The 19,230-nt window shown below is 38.1% G+C and carries 15 protein-coding genes, 1 pseudogene and 1 other annotated feature; of the genes and pseudogenes, 12 read left to right on the forward strand and 4 right to left on the reverse strand.

What is annotated here, in order from left to right; translation table 11 throughout:
- Positions 1-62 precede the first annotated feature (62 nt).
- Positions 63-908, reverse strand: coding sequence for a helix-turn-helix domain-containing protein (locus tag A5889_RS12655; protein WP_087642229.1), 846 nt, complete (start codon positions 906-908; stop codon positions 63-65).
- Between the two features lie 399 nt (positions 909-1,307).
- On the opposite strand from A5889_RS12655, the gene A5889_RS12660 reads away from it, so the two are divergent.
- From A5889_RS12660 to A5889_RS12675, 4 genes are all read left to right on the forward strand, one after another.
- Positions 1,308-2,048 (forward strand): acyl-ACP thioesterase domain-containing protein, encoded by a 741-nt coding sequence (locus A5889_RS12660; RefSeq protein ID WP_087642230.1) that lies wholly within the window; start codon positions 1,308-1,310, stop codon positions 2,046-2,048.
- Positions 2,049-2,182: 134 nt separating this feature from the next.
- Positions 2,183-3,016, forward strand: a complete 834-nt coding sequence (locus A5889_RS12665; RefSeq protein WP_087642231.1) for a DUF72 domain-containing protein — start codon at positions 2,183-2,185, stop codon at positions 3,014-3,016.
- Positions 3,017-3,050: 34 nt separating this feature from the next.
- Positions 3,051-3,902, forward strand: a complete 852-nt coding sequence (locus A5889_RS12670; protein ID WP_087642232.1) for a Cof-type HAD-IIB family hydrolase — start codon at positions 3,051-3,053, stop codon at positions 3,900-3,902.
- A gap of 315 nt (positions 3,903-4,217) precedes the next feature.
- Entirely contained in the window at positions 4,218-4,736 is a 519-nt protein-coding gene (locus A5889_RS12675) for an HAD family hydrolase (RefSeq protein WP_087642233.1), read from the forward strand.
- A gap of 174 nt (positions 4,737-4,910) precedes the next feature.
- On the opposite strand, the gene A5889_RS12680 is transcribed toward A5889_RS12675, so the two are convergent.
- From A5889_RS12680 to A5889_RS12690, 3 genes are all read right to left on the reverse strand, one after another.
- Positions 4,911-6,494: an ABC transporter gene (locus A5889_RS12680; protein ID WP_087642235.1), complete on the reverse strand. Its 1,584-nt coding sequence runs from the start codon at positions 6,492-6,494 to the stop codon at positions 4,911-4,913.
- Complete coding sequence (locus A5889_RS12685; protein ID WP_087642236.1) at positions 6,487-7,251, reverse strand: ABC transporter ATP-binding protein; 765 nt, start codon at positions 7,249-7,251, stop codon at positions 6,487-6,489. Before A5889_RS12685 ends, A5889_RS12680 begins: the two co-directional genes overlap by 8 nt.
- Positions 7,252-7,394: 143 nt before the next feature.
- Positions 7,395-8,756, reverse strand: a complete 1,362-nt coding sequence (locus tag A5889_RS12690) for an aspartate kinase (protein ID WP_087642237.1) — start codon at positions 8,754-8,756, stop codon at positions 7,395-7,397.
- A gap of 192 nt (positions 8,757-8,948) precedes the next feature.
- On the opposite strand from A5889_RS12690, the gene A5889_RS12695 reads away from it, so the two are divergent.
- The 8 genes and pseudogenes from A5889_RS12695 to A5889_RS12730 all read left to right on the forward strand — a co-directional run.
- Positions 8,949-9,623 carry an HAD family hydrolase gene (locus A5889_RS12695; protein ID WP_087642238.1) on the forward strand — a complete coding sequence of 225 codons (675 nt, stop codon included), beginning with the start codon at positions 8,949-8,951 and terminating at the stop codon, positions 9,621-9,623.
- A gap of 224 nt (positions 9,624-9,847) precedes the next feature.
- Positions 9,848-11,569 carry a septation ring formation regulator EzrA gene (ezrA, locus tag A5889_RS12700; RefSeq protein WP_087642239.1) on the forward strand — a complete coding sequence of 574 codons (1,722 nt, stop codon included), beginning with the start codon at positions 9,848-9,850 and terminating at the stop codon, positions 11,567-11,569.
- A 113-nt stretch (positions 11,570-11,682) separates the two neighbouring features.
- Positions 11,683-12,828 carry a cysteine desulfurase family protein gene (locus A5889_RS12705; protein ID WP_087642240.1) on the forward strand — a complete coding sequence of 382 codons (1,146 nt, stop codon included), beginning with the start codon at positions 11,683-11,685 and terminating at the stop codon, positions 12,826-12,828.
- Between the two features lie 133 nt (positions 12,829-12,961).
- Complete coding sequence (thiI, locus tag A5889_RS12710) at positions 12,962-14,167, forward strand: tRNA uracil 4-sulfurtransferase ThiI (RefSeq protein ID WP_087642241.1); 1,206 nt, start codon at positions 12,962-12,964, stop codon at positions 14,165-14,167.
- Between the two features lie 154 nt (positions 14,168-14,321).
- Positions 14,322-14,975, forward strand: a complete 654-nt coding sequence (locus A5889_RS12715; protein ID WP_087642242.1) for a redox-sensing transcriptional repressor Rex — start codon at positions 14,322-14,324, stop codon at positions 14,973-14,975.
- Between the two features lie 627 nt (positions 14,976-15,602).
- Complete coding sequence (gene tpx / locus A5889_RS12720; protein WP_087642243.1) at positions 15,603-16,094, forward strand: thiol peroxidase; 492 nt, start codon at positions 15,603-15,605, stop codon at positions 16,092-16,094.
- 44 nt (positions 16,095-16,138) lie between these two features.
- Positions 16,139-16,361 (forward strand) — a binding site (T-box leader).
- A 90-nt stretch (positions 16,362-16,451) separates the two neighbouring features.
- A complete protein-coding gene (locus A5889_RS12725) occupies positions 16,452-19,097 on the forward strand; it encodes a valine--tRNA ligase (protein ID WP_087642244.1) in 2,646 nt (881 codons plus the stop codon).
- Positions 19,098-19,110: 13 nt separating this feature from the next.
- Positions 19,111-19,230, forward strand: a pseudogene (locus tag A5889_RS12730) (DUF3788 domain-containing protein); the annotation flags it as partial.

Genomic DNA, 19,230 nt, shown 5'->3' on the forward strand with positions numbered 1-19,230 from the left:
AACAAATAACGTGGTATATCGCTATCTGTTCTCATTTTTTAAGACGTATATTGTGTAGCGTTTTAGCGCTTTAATTCTTTTTCATCGTTTTTGATCACGTTCAAAAGACTTTGATTGTCATTAAAAGCAGCAAAAGCTTTCGCACTACTGTAGTCTGGGACAATCAAATCATCCGACAACATAAACGCATTGAATGCAGCTTCATAAGCTAGAAGATCCAGCATATAAAGTGATTGATAGGTCTTATTCAGCGCCATTCCTTTTGAAGCAAGCTCAAAAGCTGCTTCGTAGTTTTTGATCAAAGAATAGAATTTAGCTGTATTAAAGTAAACTTTTGTCGCCTTGATTGGCATTTTGACCGTCATTTTATTCAGCATTTCAATTGATTTTTCATAATAAACTTGTGCTTTATCTAATTCATCTGCCATTTCATAGACGATTCCTAAGCTATTGACAGAAAGGATCGCATAAATCGAATTTGCATCTCCAAGTTCATCCGCACGATAAAAGTAAAATAGGCTGTCAGTTGTATTATTGTAGCCTAAGAGATTTGTGATCCCCATATAATAGAACCAGCGAATTTCCAATTCTCTATTTTGAAAATCAGAAACGTTGATCGTGGATTCTTTCAAAAGAGCTTGTGCTTCTTTATGCTTAAAGGTATTACATAACTCTTCTACTGTATTCAATAAATTTGTTAATTTTTTTTCTTCGTTATCATCTAGAACACTTTCTAGACTAAGGTTCAATCTTTTGCAGATCGCATCAAGGATTTCAAGACTGTCACAGATATTTTTATTTTCGATATTACTGATTGTTCCTTGAGTACAAATACCTGCAGCAAGAGTGACTTGTGATAGTTTTTTTTGTTTTCTTACGGAACGGATGATGTCTCCTTTGATTCTCATATAATTCCCCTCTATGTTTATGCATTATATTTATAGTTTTATATAATAGTATGGTATTATTCCTATAGAAGCAACTAATTTTTTGGAGGTATGGAGATGGAAACACTTTTAGAGTTACTGACTTTAGTGTCCCCTTACGGCAATACTGGACACGTATAGTTTGAAAAAATTAGTTCCTGGGAGTTTTTATGTGACAAATAGATAAGGGTGAAAGCTTTTCAAGATGGGAGATATTTTTTCTCGATTTTGGAAAGTTTTTTTATTTGATTTCAAAAATATCTTTTTTATATTTTAAGCTTTTGTTTTCTCAATACGTTGATCAAACCACGATCAGCATTCTCACTTTAAAAGTCTTATGTTATAATTTAACTGGTTATGTTGAAAAAAGGAGGAGATCCAGTGGGAAAAAAATTTACAACACCATATGAAGTTGCATACTATGATGGAGATATCACAAGAAAGATGACAATTCCATCTATGCTGGCAGTGGTGATCAAAACCTCAGAGGAACAAAGTGATGCCTTAGAGCGTGGAGCGGATTACGTCGCGTCATTTGGTCTTGGCTGGGTCATTACGAATTATGAAATCCACATTACTCGTTTACCTATAGTAGGGGAAAAGCTGACAATAACGACGCAGGCGATGTCGTATAATAAATACTTTTGCTATAGAAATTTTTGGATCCATGATGAAGAAGGCAATGAATGTGTCTTGATCAAGTCAACGTTTGTTTTAATGGATAAAGAAAATCGAAAAATGAGTAGTGTATTACCAGAAATTATCGAGCCGTACGAAAGTGAAAAAATCACAAAAATTTACCGCGGTGAGAAAATTGAAAAAATAGAAGCAGGGGAGTTTCTTCCATATCGCGTTCGCTATTTTGATATTGATGGAAATCAACATGTAAATAATGCCATTTACTTTAATTGGTTACTAGACGTTTTAGGCTACGACTTTTTAACGACTTACGAGCCAACCTTCATCAATGTCAAGTTTGATAAGGAAGTAGAGTATGGTCAGGAGATAGAAAGTCACTTTGAAATACTTGATGATGAAAATGGCAAACAAACGCGTCATGAAATTCGGATCGCAGGTCAACTCTATTGTGAAGCAAATATGACATGGAAAAAGAGCCAATAGCCATCACACGAAATTTATATTAAGATTGGGACAATTTTTTGTTTTGTCTCAGTCTTTTTTAGTATAAAATAAGAGAATGATCCTTTGAACGATTTGTTGGTAATAATTTAAAAATAGGAAGGATAGATGTTCTTTTGATTCGATTAGGTTTGACTTCTTTTAATGAGCATGATACGTTGACCGGAAAAAAACGTTCAACACTTTATGAATATGCGGGCTATCTACCATTCGTTGAGATGGACACGGCTTATTACGGTATTCCTAGACAAGAGTCGGTCACAGAGTGGACAAAATCTGTTCCTGATAACTTTCGTTTTGTCATGAAAGTATACAGCGGAATCAGCTGTCAGGGAGAGTGGCAGCAATATTATCAAAATGAGCAGGAAATGGTGACGGCATTTCTAACGAGCATGCAGCCAATGATCGAAAGCGGCAAATTGTATGCTTTTCTGGTTCAATTTTCAGGGACATTTAGCTGTACAAAAGAGAATGTTCAGTATTTGGAAAAAATCCGTCATTGGTTTGCCGATTATCCGCTAGCGATCGAATTGCGAAATGGGTCATGGTATGCAGAGAAGTATCTCAAGCAGACATTGTCTTTCATGAAGAAAAATGAATTTTCGCTAGTGATCGTTGATGAACCGCAGATCCCAACCAATCCAGTCCCTTTTTTCCCATTTGTTACAAATGAACAGTTTGTTTTATTTCGATTGCATGGACGTAACGCAGCTGGTTGGATGGCCAACGACAAGGACTGGCGTAAAAAGAGAACCTTATATCGCTATAATGTTGATGAAATTGCAGATTTGAGTGAAGCGGTGGAAAAGATTGCTGGGTCAGCTAAAGAAGTCGGGGTGATTTTTAATAATAATTCCGGCGGCGATGCAGCAGGAAATTTGCTTGAGATGAAAGCGGCACTTGGAATAGAGTATGACCAGCTGAATCCAAAGCAGATCGATTTGTTTTAGTGTGAATATGAGTAATTTAAAGAAAGGAAAGCGGATGATAAAAGCCATTTTTTTTGATATTGACGGAACATTGGTGAACAAGCATGGCAAAGCGCTGGAATCGACTAAACAGGGAATCGCCATAGCCCAACAGCAGGGGATCATTTGCGGGATAGCAACAGGAAGAGGACCGATCCATCTTAGTCAGAAAATCGATGCTTTGAATTTAGATGTGTTTGTTACTTATAATGGACAGCTAGTTTACAATGATGAAAAGACGATTCGTTCTGCTCATTTTCCTGATGAAACGCTTAAAAGAATTGTTCAATTTTCTGACCGTTACCATCGTCAGATCATGTTTGGCAGCCGAAGGAGTATGGAGGGCAGTTCCTTGATGCGCTTTGGTCAAAATAAATGGGCTAAAAAGCTATCGCGCTTCATCCCTAAACGATTACCAATGACCTTTACAAAAAATTTGATAAGCCGACTTTCGATCCATCGGAAAGATCAACGTTATGCTGAACTAAGTATTTTGAAAGAGCCGATCTATCAATGTGTATTATTGAGTCCGCCAAAAGAATTGGATAGGTTAAAAGAACAATTGCCTGATTGTCATCTGACCCGTTCCAATCCCTATACAGTAGATATCATTCCAGCAGGTGGTTCTAAGTTGATCGGTATTCAGCAGTGCGCTGAAGCATTTGGCATACAAATGGATGAGATCATGGCTTTCGGTGATAGCTGGAATGATTTAGAGATGTTATCAGGAGTAGGCATAGGTGTTGCAATGGGAAATGCGGAAGAGGCAGTGAAAGAAGCAGCTGATTTTGTTACACGATCGAATGAAGAAGACGGGATTTATCAAGCGTTACTGCATTATGGGATTATTTCTGATAATAATTTCTAAAAGCAAGACGAAGAAAATAAGTGAAGGTGTTGAGCATGATCGAGCTCATTTTATTTTTAATAATTCAGCTGCATGAGCTAAGCTCTCGGAAAAAAGACAAAAATGAAACTCAGCGGAGAGCGCAGTGATTCATTTTTTCTATTTTCCAGTCGCGCTTGAATGAGCTCATTTCGCTTTTATCGTTATCCAGCTGCACAAATCAATCCTTAGGAAAATAGATAAATTGACAGTGAGACAAAGAGCGTCTCAAAGTCAATTTCTTAATTTTCTACAGGATTAGACGATTTGTTCCGCTTTTAATTTAGGAGGTATGTTATGAAGATCGATGATCCATTTGAAAAAACTGAGGCATTTCACGAGCGGTTTGATAATAGACGGCCGGATGTACCAACGGAGTTTTCTCCTGAGCGTGCAGTAGCACGAGCGGGTTTTAAGATAGAAGAATTAGTCGAGTTTTTATATGGATCGGCGAATAATGATCCAGAAAAATTTGAACAAATGATCGAACAGCTGAAAGAGTCTGTCGATCAGGCTGTAGAGAAAGTGTTGAGTAAAGAAAAAATCGTCACAGATCCTTTAGTTGAACAAGTAGATGCACTAGTTGATTTGCTTTATTTTACTTATGGTTCCTTTTCACTATTAGGTGTGAATCCGACAGAAATTTTTTCGATCGTTCATGAAGCGAACATGGGCAAATTATTTCCAGACGGGAAACCTCACTACCATCCCGTCACACACAAAGTGCTTAAACCAGATAATTGGGAAAAGGACTTTGCTCCTGAACCCAAGATCAAAGCTGAGCTTGAACGACAACGGGAATCAAAAAGAGGTTGAGAAAGAAGTGTTTAATCCCGAGAAATAAGAAAGAATTCACGAAAATTGTTTTCCAAATTTTTGTGAATTCTTTCTTATTTTCGAAGGGATTGCTTCTGCTCTCACCGTTTATCCAGATTCCAGGTGTCCGGGATTTGACTCGCAGAGTTTTGTCCCAGACACTTTTTTCAATAATCAATCAAATCGTTGCCAAAAGTTCTTTTGATAGTAAAGAATCAAGAGAAATGAAATGAATCCAACTACAGCCAATACCGCTAAATTCAAAGGCCAAAATGGGAAGTAAGCCGCAGCAAAACCATAACCCGCTAAAACGATCAAGCTTCCGAATATTGAAACAAGCAGAGTCAAAACTAATCCCACGTTTCCGCTGCCTCGACTGAATAATTGGTTCAGATTAGTCCAATCTAATAAAAGCAAGCGATGATCTCTAGCAAAAAATCTCAAACAAAGCAGATAACTACCTAAAAGTGCACCGACTATCAGACTAATAAGAAATAAGATCGGAAGTCGGAAAAGTAAGCCGCCAGCCAAAGCGATCCCACCAGTCAAAATCGATTGAACCACCAGTCCAACTTTGAATTTTTGTTTTAGATAATGACGCATTGAAATCGGTAATGAACGTACAAAATGAAAATTTTCTTGATCCAATGAAATAAGATTACTGATAAAAGAAGTTTGATTCGTTGTCATAAAGGCCAGTGCAACACCAGTTAAAAAGACAACACCAATAAAACGCGTTTCTAAATGACTCAAATTTAGCGAACCGCTAAAGGCAAAAGAAACAATGAAAATCACAGGCATCAACAAAGAGCTGGAAAGCACCTGCATGATCAGATTTGGTTCCTTCAATAATTGTTTGTTATAGTTAATGAATAGCTGATTTAGTGATTGATCAGTTTTATGCTTACGTCGGCGCGTTTCAGTAGCAGATGAAGCATCTGCAAGTTGTTCATATAGTTTCGGTAAAATAAATAGTTTTATGGTACCTAATAATAAAATAAACACGAGCAAAAGCCCTGCAAAACTTGTCATTCCAGCAACCGAAAATGGAGTGGAAGCAATATGAAAAATAGGCATCAAAAAGCTGATTGGTTGTCTATCAAGTTGGCTTGTTTCGATCGACGAACTTTGAGCATTCATCGATAAGATACCAATAATGGCGATGGCCATAGAAATACCTAACAAAAGACTAGTGACGATTTTCTTGTGCTTTTTAAAAACAGCCGTTCTAGTCAAACCAAAAACGATCAAACAGCAGATGGAAAAAACCAGAGCAATTATCAAAACAAATAGAACAATGGACAGCAGTAGCGTTAGGGGGATAAATATCCCAGAACGCCAGCCAGTTAATAAAAAGACGACAAACATAGGAAAGACAAATGGGACAACGGTTAAGGCCACAACAAGAATTTTAGCTGAAAAAATCGTACGTTGACGAAATGGCAAGGGTAGATAAGCAGCTAAATCCTGACTTTCAAAAAAGACATTATAAATGACGGAAATGCCTTGAGAGAACGCTAAAATTCCAAATAGAGCAACATAATACGTAAAATAACCAGGCATTTTACTAAAATCGATGATAAACATCGTCAAGCCGTAAATAAATAGAAATAGAACACCAGAAAGTAGATATTGGCCGATCAAAGAACGAGTTAAGGCTTTTCCGCTTTTTCCTTTTTTTCTGGCTCGGTCAGTTACCTGAGGGTTGGCATAGCGCAGGTTGACACGTGTTAATTCAAGTAACTGACTTTTATTCATAGTCTTCACCTTCAAGCGTTTGTGCTAATTGTGCATCCGACTGACGACCAGCCATTTTTAAGTAGATTTCTTCTAATGACTCGTTGGGAGATTGCTCCAGTAATTCCTCTACAGAACCATTGTAAATCAGTTCGCCTTTTTTCAAAATGGCTAGCTCATCGCACAATTGTTGGGCAGTATCTAGGGCATGCGTTGAAAAAATGACGGTTTTTCCTTTAGCGGCATGTGCTTTCATCATTTGTTTCAAATCAAATGCTGCTTGCGGATCTAGCCCTTGTAACGGTTCGTCTAAGATCCATATATCAGGGTCTGGCAGCAAGGCGCCAATAATAATTGTTTTTTGCCGCATACCATGTGAAAAGCCGGCTAAGGTTTCATCTTGATGACTTTGCATGTCAAATAAAGTGGCAAGCTCGTCCAAACGCTGTTGTTTTTTTGAAGCATCAAGTCCATAAGCTGCACCGATCAAATCCCAATATTCGCCAGCAGTCAATTGTAAAAAAATATCTGGTGTATCAGGAACATAGGCAATTTTTTTCTTGATTGTTTCACGATGTTCAGATAATGATAATCCGTCGACTGCGATAGAACCGCTTGAAGGCTGGATAATACTTACTAAACTTTTGATCGTTGTGGATTTGCCGGCACCATTATGTCCTAAAAAGCCAAAAATTTCTCCCTGTTTGATATTCAAATTCAGTTCTTTTAATGCTTGTTTTGTACCATAATTCTTCGTTACATTGACCAATTCAATCATATACATTCCCACCTTTTTTCAAATTCAGTTATAAATCTATTGTACTCCAGCTAGAGTATTAAAAACATACAGCATATAAAAAAACAGACCAGAAAACGTTCAATCTGGCATGTTTTTAATATATTTGTGTAATAGACTGTTGATCAACTATTCTGGTCGGCAAAAAATGTTTGATAAAGTGCTTGTATTGCTCGTTTTTCCTGATCTTCACGAATACCAAACATGATACTGACCTCAGAAGAACCTTGGTTGATCATTTCCAAGTTGATTCTATTTTCTGCAAGTGCCGCTGTACTGTCAGCCATCACCCCGATCCGCTGACGCATTCCTTCACCTACGATCATCAGCATAGATAAACCGTGAGTGATACGTAATTCATCTGGTTCAAGTTCTTCTTCTAAGCGATTCATCAATTCTTCTTCGATTTCAACTGTTAGTTGACGTTCTCTTAAAATAATCGAAATATCATCGATTCCAGAAGGCATATGTTCATAGCTTAAGCCTAATTCTTCTAAAATCTGTAGTAAACGTCGTCCAAATCCTAACTCTCTATTCATCAAGTATTTACTAATGTAAATGCTGGCAAAACCTTGGTCGCTTGCGATCCCAACTACTGGATCATGTTTGACCATCCGAGAAGTTGTGATCAATGTACCTGGATGAGAAGGATTATTCGTGTTCTTGATCACTACTGGAATATTTGCACGGTAAGCAGGCATCAACGCTTCATCGTGAAGAACAGCAAAACCAGCATACGCTAGTTCACGCATTTCACGATAGGTCAATTCAGTGATTGTTTTTGGTTCACGTACGATGCCCGGATGAGCAACAAAAATACCATCGACATCGGTAAAGTTTTCATAAATATCCGCTTCTACACCAGCTGCAACGATCGATCCTGTAATGTCAGACCCGCCTCTTGAAAATGTACAAATCTCTCCAGATTCTGTGAAACCAAAGAAACCAGGAATGACCAAAATCTCTTCAGTTGCTTTAAAGGCATTGATTTTACTTAATGAGGATGGCAAAATACGGGCATTTCCCGGTTCATCTGTAACGATCAAGCCTAAATCAAGCGGGCTTTTGTAACAAGCGTTCAATCCGCGCTGCTGGAAAAATGCTGCCACCAATTTAGCATTATTGTCTTCACCGCTAGCTAAAAATGCATCGAGAAGATGCGGATTATTTTCTTTTGGTAATGTAGCCAATCGTTGGATTGCTTGGGTAATATCTGCTAAAATTTCCTTACTCATGTTGAGTTCATCAAGAATTGCTTCATAACGAGCAACGATTTTTTCAATAGCAGCTGTCGTTTTTTCATTATTTAAATATGCATTGTAATAGGCTATCAGCAAATCAGTTACTTTGATATCATCTGAAGAACGCTTACCAGGAGCTGAAACAACGACAAACTTTCGTGAAGTGTCTTCTTTTACGATTGTTAAAACTTTTTCTAATTGAGCAGCAGAAGCTAGAGAGCTGCCTCCGAATTTTATGACTTTCACTTTTTTCACTCCTAATTTTAATAAATTTTTCATTAATAGTAAAAGGATACCGAAATATCTATAGAAAATCAACTACCAAAAGGTTATTTGTTTGTTATTTTCAGTTATTTTTCAACAAATTTCTTCATTTTTTTTCAAACTTTTGTTAGACTAGTAGAGTTGGACAAGAATTGAAGCAGAGGGAGCACAAAAATGAGACGAAAATACGAAGGGATCATTTTCGATATGGATGGGGTCTTAGTTGATAGTGAATCATTTTACTACCAGCGCCGAAAAGCCTTTCTTAAAGAATATGGGTTATCCATCGAAAAGTTACCGATCGCATTGTTTGTTGGGGCAGACATGCGCAGTTTATGGCAATTGATCCTTGAAGAAAATGATACAGAGTATGATGAAGTCTTTTTAACTGAGAAATACCATCAGTATAAAATAAACCATCCGATCGACTATAGTGAGTTGATCGAGCCGGATGCTAAAAGAGTTTTACAATTTTTAAAAAGAAAAGGCTACAAAATCGGGTTGGCCTCATCATCAAAAATGGATGTTATTCAGGAAGTATTGAAGATCGGGCAGCTAACAAGTTTTTTTGATGTAGTCATAACAGGATCTCAGTTTGAGAAAAGTAAGCCTGATCCTAAAATCTATGAGCATACAGCAAAAGAGTTAGGTATAGCAGTAGAAGATTGTCTGGCTATCGAAGATTCTGAAAAAGGCATCCTTTCGGCTCATAGTGCTGGATTGACTGTTTGGGCATTGAAAGACACTCAGTTCGGTATGGATCAATCATTGGCAGATGATGATCTGGAGTCATTAAGCGATGTGTGTAAAAAGTTGCAAGAGTTGGACAAAATAGGTTACACTGACTAATGGTTGCCCCAAAAAATGAGCCAATATTACAAACTCAAAACATTTCTTAAAAAAATACAATTAGTTAGTGCTTGAAAGAACGGTTTGTGATATAATTTTCTGTAGGTGTTTTTAAGGACTATTTAAAGTAGATAAGAGAATCATACGATCCGATCCATTCAGAAGAGTTGCTTCTGAGAGAAGGGCGTATAGCATAGATGGACTAATAAACGGAGGTTCCCTGAATGAAGAATAATCTGATCATTATCGTAGTTTTAGCTATAATAATCATCGCAGCTGTTTTGTATTTAGTTGGATTTTTTATGAGAAAGAAAAATCAAATGAAACTCGATAATCTGGAAAAGAGGAAAGAAGAGCTGTTTGACTTACCAGTGATCGAAGAAGTTGACGATGTCAAAAAGATGCATATGGTTGGTCAAAGCCAAAACACATTTAGAGAATGGAATCAACGTTGGACGGAAATTTCGACTCGTTCTTTTGCAGAACTAGAAAGTCAGATATTTGAAGTTGAAGAGTTGAATGAATCTTTTCGTTTTATGAAAGCAAAAAAAGCCGTTGCTGCAGCTGAAGATACGATGGACGAAATGGAGTCAGAAGTCGAGATCATCCGTAACGGATTAAGAGAACTTCGTGAAAGTGAGGAACGTAATTCACTTGAAGTTCAAAAAGCGCTGGATGTTTATGAAGAACTTAGCAAGTTGCTTCATGATGAAAAAGCTGAATTCGGTTCAGCCTATCCAGAATTACAAAAACAAATCAAAAATATCGAACTTGAGTTTACTCAATTCGTTACATTGAATACATCGGGTGATCCGATCGAAGCTCGTGAAGTCTTGGAGAATGCAGAACGTCATACCTATGAATTAGATGATGTCATGAAACGTATTCCACCGCTTTATGATGAGCTGACTAGAACTTTCCCAGATCAATTGAAAGAAATCGAAGAAGGATACAAACGTCTGCTTGCAGATCACTATGTATTCCCTGAAAAGAATTTTACTGAAGAATTAAGACGCGTACAAAAACGCGTGAAAAATTCAACAGTTGACTTAGAAAAAACAGAAGTTGATGCAGTAGAAGTAGCGAATCGTGATACTGCCAATGCCATCGATGCATTGTATGAAATCATGGAACGTGAGATGAACGCGAAGAAATATGTAGTTACAAATCACAAAGTTGTTGGAGACTACATTGCACATACGCTAAAAAATAATCGTCAATTGATGATCGAATTGGATCACACATCACAAAGCTATACGTTGAATCATAATGAGCTAGGACGCTCAAGAGGCTTCCAGTCTGAGATCGAAGAATTGATTCGCCGTTATGAAGATTTCGAGCCAAAATTAAAAGAGCATACAATTCCTTATTCAGAAGTTCAAGCATTCTTCAAGGATTGCTACAAGATTCTCGATGACATCGAAAATCAACAAGTTGAAATCGATGACTCATTAAAAGAATTGCGTAAAGGCGAAAAAGCAGCACAAGAAAAAGTCGATCAATATGATTTCCGTTTGCGTAATATCAAACGTTATGTTGAAAAACAACGTTTACCAGGATTACCAGCTGACTACTTGGAATTTTTCTTTGTGGCAACTGACCGCATCGAAGAATTAAGCAAGGCATTGAATAGAATTCGAATCAATATGGAAGAGATCAAAAAGCTTTCTGATTTATGTAACGAAGATTTGGAACTATTAGATAAAAAGACCAATGACTTGGTTAATTCAGCTGCATTGACAGAACAAATGATGCAGTATGCAAATCGTTATCGCCATACACATGAAGCAATTCGTGTAGCAATGGAAAATAGTTTAGAACTGTTCTCAAAAGAATATAGATACCAAGATGCATTAGATGAAATTGGCACAGCACTGGAACGAGTTGAGCCGGGAGCATTCAGAAGAATCGAAGATTTCTATTTCAATAATCTTGATGCAATTTAAAAATAAAGGGTGAGACGCTGGTCGTCTCACCCTTTTCTATTAAACTGCCTGTTGAACTGGTAATTCGAAAAGTATATAATAAGAAAGAATTTCAAAGAGAAGAAGGTAATGTAATGATTTATTTCGATAATAGCGCAACTACAGCTATTTATCCTCAGGTTTTGGATACTTATGTAAAAACAAGTCAACGAATCATCGGTAATCCCTCAAGTCTTCATGATTTAGGAACACAGGCAGGTCGCTTACTGGAAAAAGCTCGAGAACAAATTGCAGAGCTGATGCACGTCAAAACAAGTGAAATCTTTTTTACCAGTGGTGGAACAGAAGGCGACAACTGGGTATTAAAAGGAACTGCACTGGAGAAAAAACAGTTCGGACGTCATATCATTATTTCAAATGTGGAACACCCAGCAGTTTCAGAAACGGCCGAACAATTAGCAGAAAATGGCTTTGAACTTTCGATCGCACCAGTAGATGAAAATGGTCGTGTCAAGGTAGATGAGTTGGCAAAACTGATTCGTAAGGACACGATCCTTGTATCTGTTATGGCTGTTAACAATGAAGTTGGTACGATCCAGCCGATTCAGGAAATTAGCGAATGTTTAGAAGCTTATCCAACGATTCATTTTCATGTTGATGCAGTACAGGCGATTGGCAAAGTAAATCAAGAACAATGGTTGACAGATCGAGTTGATTTTGCGACCTTTTCAGCACATAAATTTCATGGTCCCAGAGGTGTCGGTTTTATTTACTGGAAACACGGGCGAAAATTAGAGCCGTTGTTAAATGGTGGCGGTCAAGAAATGAATCACCGCAGTGGAACTGAGAATGTGGCTGGGATTGTTTCAATGGCGAAAGCATTACGTTTATATATGGATAAAAGAAATGAGAAACCAGAACATACAGCAATTATACGTCGTTATCTTCTTGAAGCCTTACAGGAGTATAGCAATGTAGCAATTTTTTCAAAAGATACGACAGCGTTTGCTCCGCATATTTTGTGTTTTGCACTAAAAGGCGTGCGCGGAGAAGTCTTAGTTCATGCATTAGAGGAAAAACAAATCTATACATCGACCACTAGCGCCTGCTCTAGTAGAAAAAAAATTGCCAGCAGTACTTTACACGCAATGAAGGTCCCTGATTCCTTAGCGACTTCCGCGATTCGTGTGAGTTTAGATGAAAGTAATACGATTGCAGAAGCAGAACAGTTTATGATTATCTTTAATCAGTTATATAAGAAGTTTTCGATATTGAATTAGACATTTAAAAATATAAAACACTATGTTATAGTAATTCAAGCAAATATTCAATGTTAGCACTTTGAAAAAAACGAAAAAAATATGCCTTGAAAACGTTGATAAATCAAGCTTTATAAAGAAGGATTGAAGAAAATTGAACTATACAGAAATTATGGTTCGCTACGGCGAACTTTCAACAAAAGGGAAAAATAAAAAGAGCTTTATTTCTCAACTTGCGTACAATGTAAAACGGAATCTAAGTGATTTTCCCGCAGTTAAGATTCATGCTGACCGTGATCGCATGCATTTGTTGCTCAATGGAGAGGACAGCACGCAGATCATTCCGAAATTAGAAAAAATCTTTGGCATTCAAAATTTTTCTCCTAGTATTCAAGTAGAAAAAGAAATGCCTGTCATTCGCGAAATGGTGCAAACAATCATCAAAACAATCTATCAGCCAGGTCAAACTTTTAAAATCACGTCCAAACGTTCTGATCATAATTTTGAATTGGATTCTAATGAGTTGAATCGTGAGTTGGGTGGTGCAGTCTTTGAAGTTTGTCCAGAAATCACTGTTCAAATGAAAAAGCCCGATATTGAAATTCGAGTTGAAATACGAAACGAAGGTGCATACCTTTCTTATGAAACGATCAAAGGTGCTGGCGGCTTACCTGTTGGAACGGGAGGTCGTGGTATGTTGATGCTTTCCGGTGGAATCGATTCACCTGTAGCTGGATATTTAGCTATGAAACGTGGCGTGGAAGTAGAAGCAGTCCATTTTGCCAGTCCACCATATACTAGCGAACAAGCATTACAAAAAGCCAAAGATTTAGCGGCAAAAATCGCACCTTATGGCGGCAGTATGCAATTTATAGAAGTCCCATTTACGGAAATTCAAGAAGAAATCAAACGAGTTGTTCCAGAAGGCTATTTGATGACTGTTACTCGTCGCATGATGTTACGTTTGACAGATGCTATACGTGAAGAAAGAAAAGGACTAGTGATCATCAATGGTGAATCTTTAGGTCAGGTTGCTTCTCAAACGTTGCAAAGTATGGTGGCAATCAATGAAGTAACAAATACACCGATCATTCGTCCTGTTGTCTCGATGGATAAAGGTGAAATCATTGAAATTGCTGAGAAAATCGATACCTTTGAACTTGCGATCCAGCCGTTTGAAGATTGCTGTACGATTTTTGCTCCGCCGCAACCAAAAACGAGACCAAGACTGGATAAGGCACAAGCGTATGAAGCACGTCTAGATGTAGAAGGCTTGATGAAACGTGCTATGGCTGGTCTAAAAGTTAGTGAAATAACTGAAACGAGTGAACAATCAGAAGAATTTGCTGATTTACTATAAAAGTTGAAAGAATAGACTTGATAACGCTATCGAGTCTGTTCTTTTTATTTATTAGGTTTTTCTCATACCTGCTCTCTTTTTCACAAACAAGTTGCCTCATCTCAAGAAGCATGCTAAACTAGTTATGTGAAATGAGTAACAAGGAGAGCTGGAAATGAAAGAATTACATAAAGAAAAAAAGATGCCAAAAGCAACTGCGAAACGACTGCCTCTATATTTACGCTATTTAAAAATGTTGGGAGATTCTGGTGTCACAAGAATCAAATCAAAAGAATTCAGCGACGTGATTCAAGTGCCTCCGGCTACGATTCGTCGTGATTTTTCTCACTTAGGAGAATTAGGTCGCAGCGGTTATGGCTATGATGTACCATATTTAATTGATGTATTCAGCCATATTTTGAATACGCAAGAAGAAAAGAGAATTGCGTTGATCGGTTGCGGCAATCTAGGAAAAGCATTAGTGAAAAATAATTTTCGCCGTAACGAAAACCTGAATATCGTTTGCGCTTTTGATTCGTCAGAAGCAATCGTTGGTTTGTCGATCGATGATATTGTGATCCAGCCGATGGAAAAATTGAAGGAAGAAGTTGAAAAAACAGGTGTGACTGTTGCGATTTCAACAGTTCCAAGTCAATATGCGCAAGAGGCCATCGACAAGATTGTTGATGCAGGAATCACTGCTATTTTGAATTTTGCGCCAGACCGCGTGACTGTACCGAACAATGTGAATGTCCAATATATTGATTTGACGACAGAATTACAGACGTTGATTTACTTTGACGAGACCTTTACTGGTAACAGAGCTTAAGAAGCAAGAACATTGTTATCTAGGTGAGCATCTACTATACTTGATATAGATGTGGATGGTTGAAAGGATTTTAGTGGTAATAAAATGTCTTGCGCTTTTGCTGGGAAACACAGTGAATAATTTGAATGGATGTTGAAAGTACAAGACTTTCGCAAGAAAGTGTTGCTCATTTGTATTATCCAGCTGTACAGGCTAGCTCCTCGGAAAAAAGATAAATAATGTGTGAGGCAAAAAGCACCTCAGTTATATTTTCCTATTTTTCAGTCGAGATTGAGCGGCTCATTCCGCTTTTGCTGAGAAACACAGTGAATAAAATGAACTGATGTTGAACAGTACAAGACTTTCGAAAGAAAGTGTTGATCATTTGTCATATCCAACTGCACAAATCAATCCTTGGGAAAATAGATAAATTGCCAGTGAGACAAAAAGCGTCTCAAAGTCAATTTCCTAATTTTCTACAGGATTATGCGATTTGTTCCGCTTTTAATGCTATCCAGCTGCATGAGCCAGTCTCGCGAGAAAAAGATAAAACCTGAATGAGGTAAAGAGCGCCTCAGTCATGTTTTCCTATTTTCTAGTCGAGACTAAACGGGCTCATTCCGCTTTTAAATTAAGGAGGAGAAGTTAATGTTCGTAACTAAAAAAGGTGAGCAAGTTGAAATCATTGGTGAACAGCCTAAGGTAGGTATGAAAGCACCAGCATTTTCGTTGCCAAATCTTGATGATGAAATCGTGAGTCTTAAGGATATTGCTGGTAAAACAGTGTTGATCAGCGTGGTTCCGGATATCGATACGCGCGTTTGTTCTTTACAGACAAAACGATTTAATCAAGAAGCTGCTAAAGTGGAAGAGGTTGTATTTATAACAATTTCCAATAATACTAAAGAAGAACAAGCTAATTGGTGTGCTGCTGAGGGTGTAGATATGGAGTTGCTTCACGATACAAAAGGAACATTTGGTGAAGCTTACGGTCTATTTATCCCAGCAATGGGTCGATTGGCTCGAGCTATTTTTGTCATCGATCAAGAAGGGACACTTGTCTACGAAGCTGTCTCAACTGAAATTGCTGAAGAGCCGGATTATGATTTGGCCTTAGAAAAAGCAAAAGCTGCTCGATGATTTTTTTGAAATTGACTTCTGTTCACCTTCAATGGTAGAATGTAGCAAAGACGTTGAACAAGAGGAGTATTACTGGCATCGTTTTAGAGAGAAGATCGATTGGTGGGAGATTTTCACATAACCAGTAAGAAGGTAGCTTGGGAGTCGATGATTTGAATTTAGTAGAATGATTCGAGTCGTGATCGTTACCTCACGAATGAAGTGGTGTTTGTAGTTGCAGACACAATTTAGGTGGTACCACGTATAAAAAGATTATGCGCCCTAGAATACGCAAGTATTTTAGGGCTTATTTTTATGTGTTTCATTGAATCAATACTCACTAAAATAGTCGATAAAAAACAGGAAGAAGGAATTTGTATGACAGAAGAAAAAAATCTACCAACCAAATACCAGCCGACTGAGATCGAACAAGGTCGCTATCAAAAATGGTTGGATCAGGATTTGTTCAAACCAAATGGCAATAAAGAAGCTAAGCCCTATTCGATCGTGATTCCCCCGCCAAATGTAACAGGCAAGCTACACTTGGGACATGCCTGGGATACAACATTGCAAGATATGATCATTCGTCAAAAAAGAATGCAGGGGTTTGACACATTATGGTTACCTGGAATGGATCATGCTGGAATTGCTACTCAAGCAAAAGTTGAAGAAAAGTTAGCTGAAGAAGGAATTTCTCGTTATGATTTAGGGCGTGAAAAGTTTGTCGAACAAGTATGGGACTGGAAAGAAGAATATGCTTCCCATATTCGTGAACAATGGGCAAAAATGGGTTTGTCTTTAGATTATAGCCGTGAACGTTTTACCTTAGATGAAGGATTATCTCAAGCTGTCCGCAAAGTGTTTGTTTCGTTATATGAAAAAGATCTGATTTATCGTGGGGAATACATCATCAACTGGGACCCCAAAGCGAAGACCGCTTTATCAGATATCGAAGTGATCCACAAAGATATCGAAGGTGCGTTTTACCATATGAGTTATCCACTGACTGACGGAACTGGAGTGGTAGAAATTGCGACAACTCGGCCTGAAACAATGTTAGGAGATACTGCAATCGCCGTTCATCCGGAAGACGAACGCTATCAAGCTTTAATTGGTAAAACAGTAACATTGCCTTTGGTAAATAAAGAAATCCCGATCATTGCAGATGAATATGTCGATATGGAATTTGGAACAGGTGTTGTAAAAATCACGCCAGCTCATGATCCAAATGACTTTGAAGTTGGTAACCGTCATGATCTTCCTCGTGTCAATGTCATGAATGAAGATGGTTCCATGAATGAGCTTGCTGGTAAATATGAAGGTATGGACCGTTTTGCTGCAAGAAAAATGATCGTTTCTGATTTAAAAGAAATGGGTCATTTGATCAAAATTGAAACAATGAACCATAGTGTCGGTCATTCAGAACGGACAGGTGTTGTTGTTGAGCCAAGACTATCTACACAGTGGTTCGTTAAAATGGCGCCATTAGCTGAAAAGGCGATCGAAAATCAAAAGACAGACAATGCAGTTGAATTTTTCCCGCCGCGTTTTGACCAAACGTTCTTGCGCTGGATGGACAATGTCCACGATTGGGTTATTTCCCGTCAATTATGGTGGGGTCATCAAATCCCGGCTTGGTACCACAAAGAAACAGGCGAAATGTATGTTGGTATGGAAGCGCCGGAAGATGCAGAAAATTGGATTCAGGATGCCGATGTTTTAGATACATGGTTCAGTTCAGCACTATGGCCATTTTCAACAATGGGCTGGCCGGACACGAATGCTGAAGATTACCAACGTTATTTCCCAACAAGTACGCTGATTACAGGATATGACATTATTTTCTTCTGGGTAAGCCGGATGATTTTCCAAAGTTTGGAATTTACAGAACAGCGACCATTTAAAAATGTCTTGATGCATGGATTGATCCGTGCAGAAGATGGGCGTAAGATGAGTAAGTCTTTAGGTAACGGGATCGATCCGATGGAAGTTATCGAAAAATATGGTGCAGATGCATTAAGATGGTTCTTGTCAAACGGTTCAGCACCAGGTCAGGATATGCGCTTTAGCTATGAAAAAATGGATGCTGCTTGGAACTTTATCAACAAAATTTGGAACGCCAGCCGTTTTGTGATCATGAACGTTGAAGGGATGACTTTTGAAGACATCGACTTTAGCGGTGAGAAGACAGTTGCTGATCGTTGGATCTTGACACGCCTGAATGAAACAGTTGAAAAAGTAACTGACTTCTTTGAACGGTTTGAGTTTGGTGAAGCCGGCCGTCAATTGTATAACTTCATCTGGGATGATTTCTGTGACTGGTATATTGAAATGAGTAAGGAAATCTTATATGGTGAAAATGAAGCGGCTAAACAAACAACACGTAGCATTTTAGTGTATACACTAGATCAGATTTTACGTTTGTTACACCCGATCATGCCGTTTGTAACCGAAGAAATCTGGGAAAACATCCCGCATCAAGGAGAATCTCTAGTCATTGCAGAGTACCCAGTCGTACATGAAGAGTTTTCTGACGAAACGGCTGCTCGCGGAATGGAAGTTCTAAAAGAATTGATTCGTGCAGTCCGAAACATTCGAGCAGAAGTGAATACACCATTATCTAAACCAATCACCTTATTGATCAAAACAAATGATGCAGCTGTCGACAAGTTTTTGGTCGAAAACACAAGTTATATTGAACGCTTCTGTAACCCGGAAGAGTTGACGATTTCAAGTGATATTACAGCACCGGAATTAGCTATGTCTGCTGTTCTAACAGGAGCAGAACTTTATTTGCCGCTTGCAGGACTGATCAATATTGAAGAAGAAATTGCTCGTTTAGAGAAAGAATTAGAAAAGTGGACGCAAGAAGTAAAACGCGTGCAAGGAAAATTAGCGAATGAACGCTTTGTAGCGAATGCGCCGGATGAAGTGGTTCAAGCAGAAAAAGAAAAAGAAAAAGATTATCTAGAAAAACAAGTAGTTGTGAAAGAACGAATTGCCCAATTACGTACCGTTGAATAAATGAAAAAAGAGGATGGGACAGAAGTGTTCAACTCCAAGAAATAAGAGGGAATTCACGAAAATTGCTCTTCAAATTTTTGTGAATTTCAGCTTATTTCCGAAGGAGTTACTTCTGTTTCCACCGTTTATTCGT

The sequence above is a fragment of the Enterococcus sp. 9D6_DIV0238 genome, assembly GCF_002174455.2.
Lineage (GTDB): Bacteria > Bacillota > Bacilli > Lactobacillales > Enterococcaceae > Enterococcus_L > Enterococcus_L dunnyi.